Here is a 15,547-nt window from a genome sequence, read left to right on the forward strand (position 1 = left end):
ATTCTTCCGTGCCGAGCCTCGTGGGAGGGCTGCCGTGACTGCTGTCGTCGACGCCGTAGAGACCGTGACCGAATACCTGGACCGCCGGGACTGGCGGGTGAACGCCAACGCCAACCAGGGCTATTCGCTCGGCGGCCTCATCCTCAACGCCGCCGGCAAGGTCACGGCGAACTACTGGCTGGAACAGGTCTACCCCGACGCCGTGGCCCGCGCCCACCGCGAGGGCGACCTCCACATCCACGACCTGGACATGCTCTCCGGCTACTGCGCCGGCTGGTCCCTGCGCACCCTGCTGGCCGAGGGCTTCAACGGAGTCCCCGGACAGATCGACTCCGCCCCGCCGAGGCACCTGTCCTCGGCCGTCGGCCAGATCGTGAACTTCCTCGGCACCCTGCAGAACGAATGGGCGGGCGCCCAGGCCTTCTCCTCCTTCGACACCTACCTCGCGCCCTACGTCCGCCTCGACGCGCTGACGTACGACCAGGTCAGGCAGTGCGTCCAGGAGCTCGTGCACAACCTCAACGTGCCCTCGCGCTGGGGCACCCAGACCCCCTTCACCAACCTCACCTTCGACTGGATCTGCCCCGAGGACCTGCGCGAGCAGGTCCCGGTGGTCGCGGGGGAGGAGACCGGCTTCACCTACGGCGAGCTCCAGGCCGAGATGGACATGATCAACCGGGCGTACATCGAGGTGATGACGGAGGGCGACGCCACCGGCCGGGTGTTCACCTTCCCCATCCCGACCTACAACATCACCAAGGACTTCGCCTGGGAGAGCGAGAACGCCGAGCGGCTCTTCGCGATGACCGCCAAGTACGGGCTCCCGTACTTCCAGAACTTCATCAACTCCGCGCTCGAACCCCACATGATCCGCTCCATGTGCTGCCGGCTCCAGCTCGACCTGACCGAACTGCTCAAGCGCGGCAACGGCCTCTTCGGCAGCGCCGAGCAGACCGGCTCGCTCGGCGTGGTCACCCTCAACTGCGCCCGGCTCGGCCACCTTCACGCGGGCGACGAGACGGGGCTGCTGGCCGCGGTGGACCGGCTGTGCGAACTCGCCAGGGACAGCCTCGAACTCAAGCGGATCACCGTCCAGGACCTGATCGACGGCGGTCTCCTCCCCTACACCAAGCGGTACTTGGGCACCCTGCGCAACCACTTCTCCACCATCGGCGTCAACGGCGTCAACGAGATGGTCCGCAACTTCAGCGGGGACGCCCACGACATCACCGCGCCCGAGGGCCACGCCCTCGCGGTCCGCCTCCTGGACCGGGTCCGGGCCCGGATGGTCGAGTTCCAGGAGAGCACCGGCCACCTCTACAACCTGGAGGCCACCCCCGCCGAGGGCACGACGTACCGCTTCGCGAAGGAGGACCGGGCCCGCTTCCCCGGCATCCTCCAGGCCGGCACCGACGCCAACCCGTACTACACCAACTCCTCGCAGCTGCCCGTCGGCTGGACCGACGACCCGTTCGAGGCGCTGGAGCGCCAGGACGAGCTGCAGGGCAAGTACACGGGCGGCACCGTCCTGCACCTGTACACCCCCGAGCGGATCCCGACGGCGGAGGCCTGCCGCAAGCTCGTCCGGCGCTCGCTGGAGACCTTCCGGCTCCCGTACCTGACGGTGACCCCGACCTTCTCCATCTGCGCGGACCACGGCTACCTGGCGGGGGAGCAGCCCCACTGCCCCACCTGCGGGGCCGTGTGCGAGGTCTGGACCCGGGTCATGGGCTACCACCGCCCGGTGTCCTCCTTCAACATCGGCAAGAAGGGCGAACACGCCGAGCGCGTCCACTTCAAGGCGGCGGTGTGACCGCCCCGGCGGCGGCCGGGGAGGCCGTCCGCATCGGCGGCTGGTCCCGGCTGTCCACCTGCGACTGGCCCGGCAAGCTGGTCACCACCGTCTTCTGCCAGGGCTGCCCCTGGCGCTGCGACTACTGCCACAACCCCGCCCTGCTGCCCGCCCGCGCCCCCGCCGCCGTCTCCTGGGACGAGGTGCTCGGCCACCTCGCCCGCCGTACGGGGCTGCTCGACGGGATCGTCTTCTCGGGCGGGGAACCGCTGCTCCAGCGCGGTCTGCCGCAAGCCGCAAGGGAAGCCCGCGCGCTCGGCCTGGAGGTCGGGCTCCACACCGGGGGAGCCTTCCCCCGGCGCCTGGCCCGGCTGCTGGACGCGGGCCTGCTGGACTGGGTCGGCTTCGACGTCAAGGCCCCGCCCGGCCGCTACGAACGGGTCACCGGCCTCGGCCACGCGGCCGCCTCGGCGGAGCGCAGCCTGCGCCTCCTGCTCGCCTCGGGGGTGCCCCACCAGCTCCGCACCACCGTGGACCCGGCCCTGCTGGACCCGACCGCGATGGACGGCCTGGACGCCTGGCTCGCGGACCTGGGCGCGGGACCCACCCTCCGCCAGACCATGCGGCCGCCGGCCGCCCGACACCGGGCGGTCTAGGCGGACGCGCCGGGGGCCGAGGCGAACTCCGGCTGGTCCAGCAGCCGCAGCCAGCTTCCGTCCGGCTGGCGGCGTACGACCTGGGCCCGCGCCCCGGTGCCGTCGCTCGGCGGGGTGGAGGTGAGGGCGATGCCGTCGCTCACCAGCGTCGGCAGCGGGGGCTCCGGCTCGAAGTGGGGCCGGTGCACCAGTACCTGCTCCCACAGGGCGCGGATGGCCTCCCGGCCCACCGTCAGCTCGCCGGGCGGGAAGGCCATCACGGCGTCCTCCTCGTAGAGCGCGGCGACCCCGGCGGCGTCGCCGGCGTTGGACCGCTCGACGAACAGACGGGTGATGTCCTCGGGGTGCAGGGCCTTCTCGTACGACGCGTAGTCCGACATCGCTGCCTCCTGTGCTCGATCCGTGCTCGATCCGGTGTGCTCGGTCCTCCGTGCTGTGCTCCAAGCCTCGCGCCCGCCGGATCAGAAGTCCAACAGCTGGTTCTGCTGAGAGCTAGAATCTCCAGTCATGGAACTGAGGCAGCTCGAATACTTCATCGCGGTGGCCGAGGAGCAGAACTTCACCCGCGCGGCCGAACGCGTCCACATCAGCCAGTCCGGTGTCAGCGCCCAGATCCGCCGCCTCGAAGAGGAACTGGGCGCCGAGCTCTTCGACCGGTCCTCCCGCACCGCCACCCTCACCGTCGCGGGCAAGGCCGCCCTGGACCACGCCCGCACCGCGCTGGCCGCCACCGGCGCCCTCGCCCAGGCGGTGGGCGAGGTGACCGGCCTGATCCGGGGCCGCCTCACCGTCGGCATGGTCGTCGGCTGCACCATCACCCCCCTCTTCGACGCCCTCGCCGCCTTCCACCGGGCCCACCCCGGCGTGGAGATCGCCCTGCTGGAGGACAACTCCGACCGCCTGGTCCAGGCGGTGCGCACCGGCGCCGTCGACCTCGCCCTCGCCGGAACCGCCGCCACCACCCCCGACGGACTGGAGGCGCTCACCCTCATCAGCGAGCGCCTGGTCGTCGCGGTGCCGCCAGGGCACCCGCTGGCCGTGGCGGACCGGGTGACCCTGCGCGACCTCGGCGGACACCCGGTCATCTGCATGCCCCCGGGCACCGGGCTGCGTACGGTGCTCGACCAGGCCTGCGCCGGACAGGGGCTGAAGCCCGGGATCGCCCTGGAGGCCGGGGCCGCCGATGCCGTCGCGGACCTCGCGGCGCGCGGCCTGGGGGTCGCCGTCCTGAGCGCCTCGATGGCCGATTCCTACCGCGACCGCCTCACCGCCCGGACCATCGAGGACGTGACGATCCCGGCCCTGTTGTCCCTGGTCTGGCGCGACACCCGCAGCCCCGCCCTGCGGGAGCTGGTCCTGCGGTGCCGCCGCGCCTTCGCGGCGCCGATGGCCGGGGGAGGGGGTGCCGTTCCGGGCGGGGGCGGGGCATGATCGGGTCGACAGCCGCGCCGCACCCACGGAGGTCCACGTGACCGCGCCAGCCGAGCCCGCCGAGCCCGCCGGGCTCATACGTCCCGCCGAGTTCCCGGGCGGCCGCGCGCTGTTCCGGCTCTCCGACGAGATCCGCCACCTGAACCACGGATCGTTCGGCGCGGTGCCCGTCCCCGTCCAGGAAGCGCAGGCCGCCCTGCGCGCCGAGGCGCACGCCGACCCCGACGCCTTCTTCCTCGGCGCCCCCGACCGGCTCGTCGCGGCCCGGGCCCGGATCGCCGCCCGGCTCGGCGCCGATCCGGACGGGCTCGCCTTCGTCTCCAACGCCACCGAGGCCGCCAACGTGGCCCTCGACGCCGTGCAGTTCGCCGCCGGCGACGAGATCCTGGTCACCGACCACGGCTACGGCACCGTCGTCGCGGCCGCAGCCCGGCGCGCCCCCCTCACCACCGTGTCCCTGGGCACCGGCCTCCCCGACGAGGACGCCGTACGCGAAACCGTGCTGGCCGGAGTCACCCCGCGGACCCGGGTCGCCGTCCTCGACCACATCAGCTCGCCCACCGCCCGGCTCATCGCCTCGCCCCGGCTGCTCGCCGAACTCGCCGAGCGGGGCGTCACCACCATCGTGGACGGCGCCCACGCGCCCGGCATGATCCCGGACCCGCTCGGCGGAGGCGCCGACTTCTGGTTCGGCAACCTCCACAAATGGGGTTACGCCCCGTCCGGCACGGCGATCCTGTCCGTCGCCCCGCGGCACCGCGCCCGGGTCCGGCCGCCCGTGCCCTCCTGGGAGGATCACCACGGCTACCCGCGCTCCGTGGAGAACCGGGCCACCTTCGACTACACCGGCTGGCTCGCCGCCCCGGAAGGCCTCGACCTGCTGGAGGAGCTCGACGCGGCCAAGGTGCGGGCCCACAACAGCGCGCTGGCCGCCTACGGAGCGGCCCTGCTCGCGCGGATCCCCGGGATCGTCCCGCTCCCGCACACCGAAGGTCTCGCCCTGCGCACGCTCCGCCTGCCGCCCGGGGTGGCCGAAACCCCGGCGGCCTCCGCCGCTCTGCGCGAGCGGATCGCGGCCGAGCAGCGGATCCGGGTGCTCATCTGGCCCTGGCCGGGCGGCGGCGGCATCCGGGTGAGCGGGCAGATCTACAACCGGGCCGAGGAGTACGAGCACCTCGCCGCGGTCCTGCCCGCCTACCTGCGCTGAGCCGGGCGGCTCAGTCGCGCCGCAGCAGGTACGTGTCCATGATCCAGCCCTTGCGGGCACGGGCCTCGGTCCGCAGTTCCTCGATCCGGCCGGCGACCTCCGCCAGCTTCCCCGAGACCAGGATCTCGTCGGGCGTGCCGACGTACGCGCCCCAGTAGATGTACAGGTCCTGGTCGAGGTGGGCGGTGAAGGCGTGCCGGGCGTCCAGCATCACCACCACGTCGTCCACCCCGTCCGGCCAGCCCTCCGCGAGCCGGCGCCCGGTGGTGATCTGGACCGGGCGGCCCACCCGGTTGAGGGTGGTGCGGTGGCGGGCGAGCAGCGAGGAGATGCTGCTGATGCCCGGCACCACCTCGTGCTCGAAGGCGACCCGGCCCTTCTCCAGCACCTCGTCGAGGATCGCGAGCGTGGAGTCGTAGAGCGAGGGGTCGCCCCACACCAGGAACGCTCCCGTCTCGCCCTCCGCGAGATCCTCGGCGATGAACCGCTCGAAGAGCTCGGCCCGCGCGCTGCGCCAGCCGTCCACCGTCGGGGCGTAGTCGGAGGGCGTCCGGTCCCGGTCGGGATCGCGGCCCTCCACCAGCCGGTGTCCGGGGCGGGCGTGCGCGTCGAGCATCGCGCGCCGCAGCCCGGTCAGATCCGCCTTCTCCTCGCCCTTCTCCAGGATGAGGAACGCGTCCGCCGCGCCGATCGCCCGGACCGCCTGGAGGGTCAGGTGGTCCGGGTCGCCCGCGCCTATGCCGATCACTGAGAACTTCTTCACCCGGCTATTCTGCCCGTCATGCGCGCCGCCCTGTTCGTCACCTGCGTCAACGACGCGCTCCACCCGCGCACGGGCATCGCCACCGTCCGCCTCCTGGAGCGGCTCGGGGTCAGCGTGGACTTCCCCGCCGCGCAGAGCTGCTGCGGGCAGCCGCAGTACAACACCGGCTACCGGCGCGAGGCCGAACCCCTGGTCCGGCGTACCGCCGAGGCCTTCGCCGGATACCCGTACGTGGTCACGCCCTCGGGCTCCTGCGCCGCCATGGTCCGCGCCCACTACCCCCGGATCGGGCGCGCGGCCGAGGCCGAGGGCCGCGGGCCGGAGCTGGCCGCGCTGGCCGAGGACCTCGTACCGCGCGTGTACGAGCTCACCGAGTTCCTCGTCGACGTCCTCGGGGTGACCGACGTCGGCGCGTACTTCCCGCACACCGTCACCTACCACCCGTCCTGCCACGGCCTGCGCGGCCTCGGGCTGGGCGAGCGGCCCCGCCGGCTGCTGGCCGCCGTACGCGGTCTGGACCTGCGCGAACTGCCCGGCGCCGAGGAATGCTGCGGCTTCGGCGGGACCTTCGCCGTCAAGAACCCGGACGTCTCGGCCGCGATGGGCACCGACAAGATCGGCCATGCCGTCAGCACGGGCGCGGACGTGCTCTGCGGGGCGGACAACTCCTGCCTCGCCCACCTCGACGGCATCCTGCGCCGCCGGGGCGCACCGCTGCGGGCCCTGCACCTCGCCGAGATCCTGGCCGCGACGGAAGAGGAACCGCTCCTGTGACGGGCACGTACCTGGGCATGCCGGCCTTCCCCGACGCGGCCCGCGAGGCGGTACGGGACGAGGTGCTGCGCGCCAACCTCCGCCACGCCACCCACACCATCCGCGACAAGCGGGCCCGGGCCGTCGCCGAACTGGAGGACTGGGACCGGCTCCGCGCGGCCGGAAAGGCCGTCAAGGACCACACCCTGGCGCACCTGGACCGGTACCTGCTCCAGCTGGAGGCCGCCGTCACCGCCGCGGGCGGCACCGTCCACTGGGCCGCCGACGCCGACGAGGCCAACCGCATCGTGACGGACCTGGTCCGGGCCACCGGGGAGAAGGAGGTCGTCAAGGTCAAGTCCATGGCCACCCAGGAGATCGGCCTCAACGAGGCCCTGGAGGCGGCCGGGATCGCCGCGTACGAGACCGACCTCGCCGAACTCATCGTCCAGCTCGGCCACGACCGGCCCTCCCACATCCTCGTCCCGGCCATCCACCGCAACCGCGGCGAGATCCGCGACATCTTCGCCGCGGAGATGGGCGACTGGGGCCGTCCGGCCCCCGAGGGGCTCGGCGACGACCCGCGCGAACTCGCCGAAGCCGCCCGGCTGCACCTGCGCGAGAAGTTCCTGCGGGCCAAAGTCGCCGTGTCCGGAGCCAACTTCATGGTGGCCGAGACCGGCACCCTCGTCGTCTTCGAGTCCGAGGGCAACGGCCGGATGTGCCTGACCCTGCCCGAGACCCTCATCTCGGTGGTCGGCATCGAGAAGGTGGTCCCGACCTTCCGCGACCTGGAGATCTTCCTCCAGACCCTGCCCCGCTCCTCGACCGCCGAGCGGATGAACCCGTACACGACCATGTGGACCGGGCTGGGGCCGTCGAAGGGGACCGACGGCGACGGCCCCTCGGCCTTCCACCTCGTCCTCCTCGACAACGGCCGCACCGACACCCTCGCCGACGAGGTGGGCCGCCAGGCCCTGCGCTGCATCCGCTGCTCGGCCTGCCTCAACGTCTGCCCGGTGTACGAGCGCGCCGGCGGCCACGCCTACGGCTCCGTCTACCCCGGCCCGATCGGGGCCGTCCTCAGCCCCCAGCTCCGCGGCACCGGGAGCGCGATCGACGCCACCCTGCCCTTCGCCTCCACCCTGTGCGGGGCCTGCTACGAGGTCTGCCCGGTCGCCATCGACATCCCCGAGGTCCTGGTCCACCTGCGCGAACGCGTGGTCCAGGGCGGCCCGGTGACCCGCGAGGGGATCCGCGTCCGCCTCCGCCCCGCCGACGGCCACACCGCCGAACGGGCCGCGATGCGGGCCGCCCGGCTCCTGCTCGACCACCCCGTCGCGCTGCGCGCCGGGGAGCGGCTGCTGGCCCGGGCCCGGCGGCTGCGACCGCGCCGGCTGCCGGGGCCGGGGCGGGCCTGGACGGACAGCAGGGAGCTGCCGGAGCTCCCCGAGCGCTCGTTCCGCGACTGGTGGGCGGCGCGCGAGAAGGAGGCACGCCCATGAGCGCCAGGGAGCAGATCCTGGCCCGCATCCGCCGGGCCCTGCCGGAGCCGCGCCCGGACATCGCGATCCCCCGGGACTACCTCGAGGTCCACGGAGCCCGCACGCCGGCGCAGAGCGTCGACCTCCTCGCCGCGAACCTCGCGGAGTACCGGGCGAAGGTGCACCGGGTCGGCGAGGACGGCATCGGCGCGCTGATCGCCCGCCTCCTCGCCGAACGGGGCGCGGCCTCGGTCCTCGTCCCGCCCGGGCTGCCCCCGCACTGGACGGCCGCCGCCGGCGCGACCCCGGTCCACGACCGCGCGGGCTCCACCCCGCAGCAACTCGACGCGGTCGACAGCGTGGTGACCGGCTGCGCCCTGGCGATCGCCGAGACCGGCACGATCGTCCTCGACGGCGGCCCCGAGCAGGGACGGCGCCGGATCACCCTGGTTCCGGACCACCACATCTGCGTGGTCCGCGTCCCCGGCCAGGTGGTGGACTCCGTCCCCCGCGCGCTGCCCCTGCTGGACCCCGCCCGCGCCCTGACCTGGATCTCGGGCCCCTCCGCCACCAGCGACATCGAGCTGGACCGGGTGGAGGGCGTGCACGGCCCCCGCACCCTGGACGTGGTCCTCCTCGGCGCACAATGAGGGCATGTCCTCCCACCTCGCCCTCACCGCCCTCGTCGTCCACGACTACGACGAGGCCATCGACTTCTACACCCGCGCGCTCGGCTTCGACCTCGCCGAGGACACCGCGCGCCCGGACGGCTCCCGCTGGGTCGTGGTGCGCCCGCCCGGCGCCAAGGAGTCCGCGCTCCTGCTGGCCCGCGCCAAGGACGACGCGCAGCGCTCCCGCGTGGGCGACCAGACGGGCGGCCGCGTCGGCTTCTTCCTCTACACCGACGACTTCGCCGCCGACCACGCCCGGATGACCGCGGAGGGCGTCCGCTTCCTGGAGGAGCCGCGCCACGAGACGTACGGCTCGGTCGCCGTCTTCCAGGACCTCTACGGAAACCGCTGGGACCTCCTCCAGCCGGCGTAGCGCCCGAGGCGGCCGCACGCCCGGGCCCGGGCGGGCCGCCGGGACCGGACCGCCCGCTGCCGCCGTGCGCCTGCGCCCTGCGGCTCCGCGCTCAGGCCGGGCCGGGGCCGCCCGTGAGGCGCGGGGCCTCGGCCGCCGCGTCGACGGCCGCGCCGGCCTCCACCCGTACGGCCAGCGCCCGGGCCCAGCGGCCCAGCCCGGGGAGGTCCATCCCGTACGGGGGGCCGCCTCCGGGCCCGTCCTGCCCGGCCAGGGCCAGGGCGTCCGCTCCGCGCCGCAGCAGCCGGGCCCCGCCGACCGCGTTCCCGCGCGCCGCGTGCGTCAGCCCGACCGCCAGCTGGGCCAGCGCCCGCCACAGCGGCGCCTCGGCACCGGGCCCCGACTTCCAGGCGTCCTCGAACACCTCGTGCGCGTGGAAGGGCATCCCCGCGTCCAGCAGCCGCTGCGCCTGCGCCACCGTCTCCCCGGGCGTGCGCACCACTCCCTCGGGCTGCCGCTCCACCCCTTGTGCCCCGTAGGGCAGCGGCCGCCCCAGCCCGTCCCTGGGCCTGGCGCTGCGCGCCCGCCCCTCATCGTCCCGATCCCGTGCGTTCACCCTTCCATCCTCGCTTCATCCCCCTCACGCCGATAACCGGTGCATGGACACCCCCCGGTGTGGGGTAATGTTCTGCATGTGCCGCCGGGACGGGGGAAACCCCAGATCAGAAGCACATCGGGACGTGGCGCAGCTTGGTAGCGCACTTGACTGGGGGTCAAGGGGTCGCAGGTTCAAATCCTGTCGTCCCGACTTCGCTTCACGCGAGTCGGAGGTCGTCTTCTCAGAAATGGGAAGGCGGCCTTTCGTGCGTCCGGGGCCGCTCAGGCGGGATGGGGCGGCCGCTGGTGCAGGCGCGCGGCGAGTACGGCTACGTCGTCCTCGGCGTGGGCCGCGTCCAGGCCGGCGCAGACCGCGTCCACCACTTCCGGGAGGCTCGTCCGGGAGCCCAGGCGGAGCGCGGCGAGTCTGGCCAGGGACGTGTCGATGTCCTCGCTGCGCCGCTCCACCAGGCCGTCCGTGTACAGGAGCAGGGTCTGGTCGGGGGTGAGCGGGCGGGCCAGGGCCTCGTAGCCGCCGACGCCGGTGCCCAGGGGCGGGCCGACCGGTACGTCCAGGAGTTCCCCGGTGCCGTCTCCGGTGAACAGGGCGGGCGGCAGGTGGCCCGCGCTGGCGTAGAGGGCCATGCCCCGGGCCGGGTCGACGCGGACGAGCAGGCAGGTCGCGGGCCTGCGGGTGGCGTCCGACGCGGACAGGGAGTCGAGTTGGCGCAGGACCCGGTGCGGGGCGAGGTCGGTGGAGGCGACCTCGCGCAGCACGGAGCGGTACGCGTTCATGTCGACCGCGGCCTCCAGGCCGTGCCCCATCACGTCCCCGACGGCGAGCAGGGTGCGGCCGAAGTGCAGGCGGATCGTCTCGAACCAGTCGCCGCCGACCAGGGCGCGGGCCCCGGCGGGCAGGTAGCGGGTGGCGATGTCCAGGTTGGGGTGGGGCCGGCCCGGTTCCGCGACCAGGGCGCGCTGCAGGTCCAGTGCGGTCTTCTCGGTCGCGGCGAGGCGCCGGGCGTGACCCAGGTGGATGGCCGCCAGGCGCGCCGCGAAGTGCAGGGTCGCCAGCTCGTGGTCCCCGTACTCCCCCCGCGTACGGATGGTCAGGAGCCTGCCGTACAGCTCGCCCCGGGCCGCCACGGGGACCGAGGCGGCGTACGCGCGGGTGGTACCGGCGCCCGCGGTCCACGTCTCCAGGGGGAGGTCGCGGTCCAGCGCCCGGACCAGCGGCGCGCTCCCGGCGGCGGAACCCTCCAGGAGGGCCGCCGCGCCGGCCGCCGCCACGCGTTCGGTCCGTCCGCCGGGGCGGATCAGGTCCACGGCGGCGGCGTCGCACAGGGTGCGGAGCAGGAATCCGGCCAGCTCCCGGCAGGTCTGGTGCTCGTCGGAAGAGGTGCCGATCCGGTCCAGGGCCTCGTCCATGGAGCGCAGCCGCGCCTCCGGCCCGCCCGGTCCGCCGAGGCCGCCCGGTTCGCCGAGTCCGCCGGGTCCGTCCGGTTCGTCCTGGTCCGCCACGTGCCTCCTCCGCCCGCCACCCGCCGCATGCTGCCGTAGAAGGCATTTGATCAGCCCGCCCGGCTCGTGGCGGTCAACCTGGCGGGTGGCGGCGGCCGGGTCGTGGTGTCAGGAGGAGGGCCCCGTCAGGATCGCCGGGTCGGACAGGCCCGCCCGGCCGGTCTCCACCGTGCCCGCGAAGCGGCGCAGGAAGCCCGGGTTGCCGGACGCGGTGACGGTCACGTCGTACCAGCGGCGGGTGTTCTTCAGGGAGACCGTGTGCCGGACGGTGGCGCCCTTGGGGACCTTGAGCCGCTTCGGGCCGCCACCGTAGGCGTTGGTGAGCGTCAGCGTGACGGTGGTGGGGCCGGCGTTGGTGAGGACGAGGTCCAGGTTGCCGGTCCTGGCGTCGTGGCGGGCGGTGACCTCGGGGCCGGGGGTGGTGCCGGGGTTGCGGAATCCGCGCAGGAAACCGTTGGGGCCGTGCACGGTCAGGTCGGTGGACCCGCCCGAGTAGGCGGTGTTCCAGGTGTCCGCGATCGACTTGCCGGCCTCGGTGGTGTAGGTCCAGGGGGCGTCGGTGCGGTTGCCGGAGGTGACGTAGAACTGCGCGCCCAGCTCCGGGCCGCCGCTGAACGTCAGCCGGAACCTGCCCTCGGAGACGAGCGCGGCGCCGTCCACGTACGGGGCGTACTTGAGGGCGCGGGTGCGGCGCAGGCCCTTCTCCTGGCGCGGCATGGCCGCCCGGGCCGGCGGGGTGGCCCGGAAGTCGGGGTGGCGCTCGCGGTCCGGCGGGAACCAGCCGTCGGTGCCGGGCAGCGGGGCCGGGGAGGTGTCCTTGCGGGCGAAGTCGAAGGCCGAGGTGAGGTCGCCGCAGACAGCACGGCGCCAGGGCGAGATGTTGGGCTCGTGGACGCCGAAGCGCTGCTCCATGAAGCGGATGACCGAGGTGTGGTCGAAGGTCTCCGAGCAGGAGTAGCCGCCCGTGCTCCAGGGGGAGACGACGAGCATCGGCACGCGCGGGCCCAGGCCGTAGGGTCCGGCCACGTAGCCGGCCTTGCCGGGGAACACGTCCAGGGCGGTGGGCGTGGTCGACAGGCCCTGCGCGGTACTGGCGGGGGCGTACGGCGGGACGACGTGGTCGAAGAAGCCGTCGTTCTCGTCGTAGGTGATGAACAGGGCGGTACGGGCCCACACGTCGGGGTTGGCGGTGAGTGCGTCCAGGACCTGGGAGATGTACCAGGCGCCGTAGTTGGAGGGCCAGTTGGAGTGCTCGCTGAAGGCCTCGGGGGCGGCTATCCAGGAGATCTGCGGCAGGGTGCCGCCGACGACGTCGGCGCGCAGCTTGTCGAAGTAGCCTTCGCCCGCCGCGGCGTTGGTGCCCGTACGGGCCTTGTCGTGGAGCGGGCTGCCGGGCTGGGCGTCCCGGTAACTGTTGAAGTAGAGCAGCGAGTTGTCCCCGTAGTTGCCCCGGTAGGCGTCCTCGATCCAGCCCCATGATCCGGCGGCGTCCAGGCCGTCGCCGATGTCCTGGTAGACCTTCCACGAGACTCCGGCCGCCTCCAGGCGCTCCGGGTAGGTGGTCCACCCGTATCCGGCCTCGGCGTTGTTGAGGACCGGGCCGCCGCCCTTGCCGTCGTTGCCGGTGTGGCCCGACCAGAGGTAGTAGCGGTTGGGGTCGGTGGAGCCGATGAACGAGCAGTGGTAGGCGTCGCAGATGGTGAACGCGTCCGCGAGGGCGTAGTGGAAGGGGATGTCCTCACGGGTCAGGTGGGCCATCGTGGTGGCGGTCTTGGCGGGGACCCAGTTGTCGTACCTGCCGTGGTTGAAGGCGCTCTGGCCGCCCGCCCAGTCGTGGTTGAGGCCCTGGAGGAACTCCATGCCCAGGTCCTCGGAGGGCGGCCGGAAGGGCAGCGTCTCCTTCGTGCCGTCGGACTGGTGCCAGACGGACTTGCCGCTGGGCAGGGTCACCGGGCGCGGGTCGCCGAAGCCGCGGACGCCGCGCAGCGCGCCGAAGTAGTGGTCGAAGGAACGGTTCTCCTGCATGAGCACCACGATGTGCTCCACGTCCGCGATGGAGCCGGTGGTCCCCTGGGCGGGGATCGCGGCGGCCCGGGCGATGCTCTCGCCCAGCATCGTCAGGGCGGTGGTTCCGCCCGCGAGCTGCAGGAAACGCCGCCGATTGAGTTCTGCCATGGCGCGAACGACCTCCGTGGTGAGGGGTGACTGGGTACCCCAGCACAGCGCGTGCGGGGTTCGGCCAAGGGAGCCTGACGTGACGCCGGCGCGTACACCAGGCGAACGCCGGTCGGGTTCGGTACGAAGGTCGGCCGGTTTTGGGCTGTCGCCCGAAAAGCCTTGGACCGCGCGGGCGCCCGTGCGGGACACTCCGCTTTCTGGCAGGACGGTCGGAGAAGGCAGGGTTGGTATGGGATCGCCCGAATCGCACGGAAATTCACCGAACGCACATCCACCGCGCAGGAGTCCCGTACTCCTCGCACTTCGCTACTACGGCCGGGAGTTGGTGCGCCTGCGGTGGCTGACCGCTCCCGCGATGCTGCTCCCGGCGCTGGGCAACATCGGCCTCCACTACCTCGCGCCGCTGGTCGTCGCGAAGCTCGTCGGCCGGATCGCGGGAGGGGAGGGAGTCGCGGCGGGCGTCGGCGGAACCCTCGGCTGGGCGACGCCCTACGTCCTCGGCTTCGCCGGCGTCCTGCTGCTCTCGGAGGCGTTCTGGCGCATCGGGCTGCACTGCCTGAACCGCCTCGACGCCCGCGGGATCGAGCAGCTCTACGTCACCGCGATGGACGAACTGTTCCGCAAGGACGCCGCGTTCTTCCACGACAACTTCGCCGGATCGCTGACGAAACGGGTCCTCAGCTTCGCCTCCCGCTTCGAGGAGTTCGTCGACACGCTGACCTTCTCGGTCATGGGCAGTTTCGTGCCGCTGCTGTTCGCCTCGGTGGTGCTGTGGCAGTACGACCCGCTCCTCGTCGTCGGGCTGCTGACGATGATCGCGGTCACGGCGCTGTGCGTGGTGCCCCTGATCCGACGCCGCCAGGTGCTCGTCGCCCGCCGGGAGGAGGCGATCGCCCGGGTGTCCGGCCACGTGGCCGACAGCCTGATGAACATGGACACCGTCCGGGCCTTCGCCGCCGAACCGCGCGAGGCCGCCGAACACCGCACCCGGGTCGCGGAGTCGAGGAAGCTCACCCTGCGCTCGTGGGACTACGGCAACCTGCGCATCGACACCCTGGTCGCACCGCTGTCCGTGGCCACCAACGTGCTGGGACTGATGCTCGCCATCGTGCTCGGCGGGGGAGCGCACGGGGTGGAAGCGGTCATCGTCGCCTTCACCTACTACGCCGGCGCGACGCGGATCATGTTCGAGTTCAACCAGATCTACCGGCGCCTGGAGAGCTCGATGACGGAGGCCGCGCAGTTCACCGAACTGCTGCTCACCCCGCCGACCGTGCTCGACCCGGTGGAGCCGGAGCCGCTGCGCCGCCCGCCCGCCGCGGACGTGCGCTTCGACCGGGTGACCTTCGGCCACGAGGGCGGCAAGCCCCTCTTCGACGGACTGGACCTGGCCGTGCCCGCAGGATCGAAGCTCGGCCTCGTCGGCCGCTCCGGCGGAGGCAAGACCACGCTCACCCGGCTGCTGCTGCGGATGACCGACATCGACGCGGGCCGGATCCTGATCGGCGGGCAGGACATCAGCCGGATCGCTCAGGCCGACCTGCGCAGCCTCATCGCCTACGTCCCCCAGGACCCGGCGATGTTCCACCGCACGCTGCGCGAGAACATCGCCTTCGCCCGCCCGGACGCCACCGACGCGGAGATCCGCCGCGCGGCCGAGGCGGCGCACGTCACGGAGTTCGCCGACGCCCTGGCGGACGGCTTCGACACCATGGTCGGCGAGCGCGGGGTGAAGCTGTCCGGCGGGCAGCGCCAGCGGGTCGCCCTCGCCCGGGCGATCCTGCGCGACGCACCGATCCTGCTCCTCGACGAGGCCACCAGCGCCCTGGACTCCGAGAGCGAGGTCCTGGTCCAGGACGCGCTGTGGCGGCTGATGGAGGGGCGGACGGCGGTCGTGGTCGCGCACCGGCTGAGTACGGTCGCCACCATGGACCAGCTCGTCGTGCTCGACCACGGACGGATCGCCGAACAGGGCACGCACCACCAGCTGCTCGCGGCCGAGGGCGCCTACGCGAAGCTGTGGCAGCACCAGTCGGGCGGCTTCATCGACGACACCATCGACGACACGGCCGCCCGGGCCGACCTGCGCTGACCGGGGGGTCTGCGCTGCCTGGGGGGCCTGCGCCGACCGGGGGGACGGCG

At 73.2% G+C, this 15,547-nt stretch carries 14 protein-coding genes and 1 tRNA gene; 10 read left to right on the forward strand and 5 right to left on the reverse strand.

Features of this window, described 5'->3' with window-relative positions; translation table 11 throughout:
* The first annotated feature begins 34 nt into the window (after window positions 1-34).
* Together ACWCP2_RS04285 and ACWCP2_RS04290 are read left to right on the forward strand one after the other, a co-directional pair.
* Entirely contained in the window at window positions 35-1,813 is a 1,779-nt protein-coding gene (locus ACWCP2_RS04285) for a ribonucleoside triphosphate reductase (protein ID WP_450907049.1), read from the forward strand.
* Window positions 1,810-2,448, forward strand: a complete 639-nt coding sequence (locus tag ACWCP2_RS04290; RefSeq protein WP_450907050.1) for an anaerobic ribonucleoside-triphosphate reductase activating protein — start codon at window positions 1,810-1,812, stop codon at window positions 2,446-2,448. The genes ACWCP2_RS04285 and ACWCP2_RS04290 overlap by 4 nt, the downstream gene beginning before the upstream one ends.
* On the opposite strand, the gene ACWCP2_RS04295 is transcribed toward ACWCP2_RS04290, so the two are convergent.
* On the reverse strand, window positions 2,445-2,828 hold the full coding sequence (locus ACWCP2_RS04295) for a YybH family protein (RefSeq protein ID WP_450907051.1): 384 nt from the start codon (window positions 2,826-2,828) through the stop codon (window positions 2,445-2,447). The genes ACWCP2_RS04290 and ACWCP2_RS04295 overlap by 4 nt on opposite strands.
* 127 nt (window positions 2,829-2,955) lie before the next feature.
* On the opposite strand from ACWCP2_RS04295, the gene ACWCP2_RS04300 reads away from it, so the two are divergent.
* Both ACWCP2_RS04300 and ACWCP2_RS04305 read left to right on the forward strand, forming a co-directional pair.
* A complete protein-coding gene (locus ACWCP2_RS04300) occupies window positions 2,956-3,879 on the forward strand; it encodes a LysR family transcriptional regulator (protein ID WP_450907052.1) in 924 nt (307 codons plus the stop codon).
* 37 nt (window positions 3,880-3,916) lie between these two features.
* The gene (locus ACWCP2_RS04305) at window positions 3,917-5,086 is read left to right on the forward strand and encodes an aminotransferase class V-fold PLP-dependent enzyme (RefSeq protein ID WP_450907053.1); all 1,170 of its coding nucleotides are present in this window, start codon (window positions 3,917-3,919) and stop codon (window positions 5,084-5,086) included.
* A gap of 10 nt (window positions 5,087-5,096) precedes the next feature.
* Here the strand turns inward: ACWCP2_RS04305 and cobF are convergent, their stop codons facing one another.
* Window positions 5,097-5,849: a precorrin-6A synthase (deacetylating) gene (gene cobF / locus ACWCP2_RS04310; protein WP_389433006.1), complete on the reverse strand. Its 753-nt coding sequence runs from the start codon at window positions 5,847-5,849 to the stop codon at window positions 5,097-5,099.
* 18 nt (window positions 5,850-5,867) lie between these two features.
* On the opposite strand from cobF, the gene ACWCP2_RS04315 reads away from it, so the two are divergent.
* The 4 genes from ACWCP2_RS04315 to ACWCP2_RS04330 are packed head-to-tail and all read left to right on the forward strand — an operon-like array spanning window position 5,868 to window position 9,130.
* Window positions 5,868-6,623: a (Fe-S)-binding protein gene (locus ACWCP2_RS04315; RefSeq protein ID WP_450907054.1), complete on the forward strand. Its 756-nt coding sequence runs from the start codon at window positions 5,868-5,870 to the stop codon at window positions 6,621-6,623.
* Window positions 6,620-8,107 carry a lactate utilization protein B gene (locus ACWCP2_RS04320; protein WP_450907055.1) on the forward strand — a complete coding sequence of 496 codons (1,488 nt, stop codon included), beginning with the start codon at window positions 6,620-6,622 and terminating at the stop codon, window positions 8,105-8,107. Before ACWCP2_RS04315 ends, ACWCP2_RS04320 begins: the two co-directional genes overlap by 4 nt.
* Complete coding sequence (locus ACWCP2_RS04325) at window positions 8,104-8,736, forward strand: LutC/YkgG family protein (protein WP_450907056.1); 633 nt, start codon at window positions 8,104-8,106, stop codon at window positions 8,734-8,736. The genes ACWCP2_RS04320 and ACWCP2_RS04325 overlap by 4 nt, the downstream gene beginning before the upstream one ends.
* A gap of 4 nt (window positions 8,737-8,740) precedes the next feature.
* Window positions 8,741-9,130 (forward strand): VOC family protein, encoded by a 390-nt coding sequence (locus tag ACWCP2_RS04330; RefSeq protein WP_389433002.1) that lies wholly within the window; start codon window positions 8,741-8,743, stop codon window positions 9,128-9,130.
* Window positions 9,131-9,221: 91 nt separating this feature from the next.
* Here the strand turns inward: ACWCP2_RS04330 and ACWCP2_RS04335 are convergent, their stop codons facing one another.
* The gene (locus ACWCP2_RS04335) at window positions 9,222-9,725 is read right to left on the reverse strand and encodes a DUF309 domain-containing protein (RefSeq protein WP_450907057.1); all 504 of its coding nucleotides are present in this window, start codon (window positions 9,723-9,725) and stop codon (window positions 9,222-9,224) included.
* A gap of 118 nt (window positions 9,726-9,843) precedes the next feature.
* On the opposite strand from ACWCP2_RS04335, the gene ACWCP2_RS04340 reads away from it, so the two are divergent.
* Window positions 9,844-9,917: transfer RNA gene (locus ACWCP2_RS04340), tRNA-Pro, on the forward strand.
* A 71-nt stretch (window positions 9,918-9,988) separates the two neighbouring features.
* Here the strand turns inward: ACWCP2_RS04340 and ACWCP2_RS04345 are convergent.
* Complete coding sequence (locus ACWCP2_RS04345; protein ID WP_450907058.1) at window positions 9,989-11,227, reverse strand: PP2C family protein-serine/threonine phosphatase; 1,239 nt, start codon at window positions 11,225-11,227, stop codon at window positions 9,989-9,991.
* A gap of 108 nt (window positions 11,228-11,335) precedes the next feature.
* Window positions 11,336-13,402: a phosphocholine-specific phospholipase C gene (locus ACWCP2_RS04350; protein ID WP_450907059.1), complete on the reverse strand. Its 2,067-nt coding sequence runs from the start codon at window positions 13,400-13,402 to the stop codon at window positions 11,336-11,338.
* Between the two features lie 232 nt (window positions 13,403-13,634).
* Here ACWCP2_RS04350 and ACWCP2_RS04355 point away from each other — a divergent pair, with 232 nt between their 5' ends.
* Window positions 13,635-15,497, forward strand: a complete 1,863-nt coding sequence (locus ACWCP2_RS04355) for an ABC transporter ATP-binding protein (protein WP_450907060.1) — start codon at window positions 13,635-13,637, stop codon at window positions 15,495-15,497.
* The last annotated feature ends 50 nt before the right edge of the window (window positions 15,498-15,547 follow it).

It is taken from the genome of Streptomyces sp. NPDC002104, from assembly GCF_053593795.1.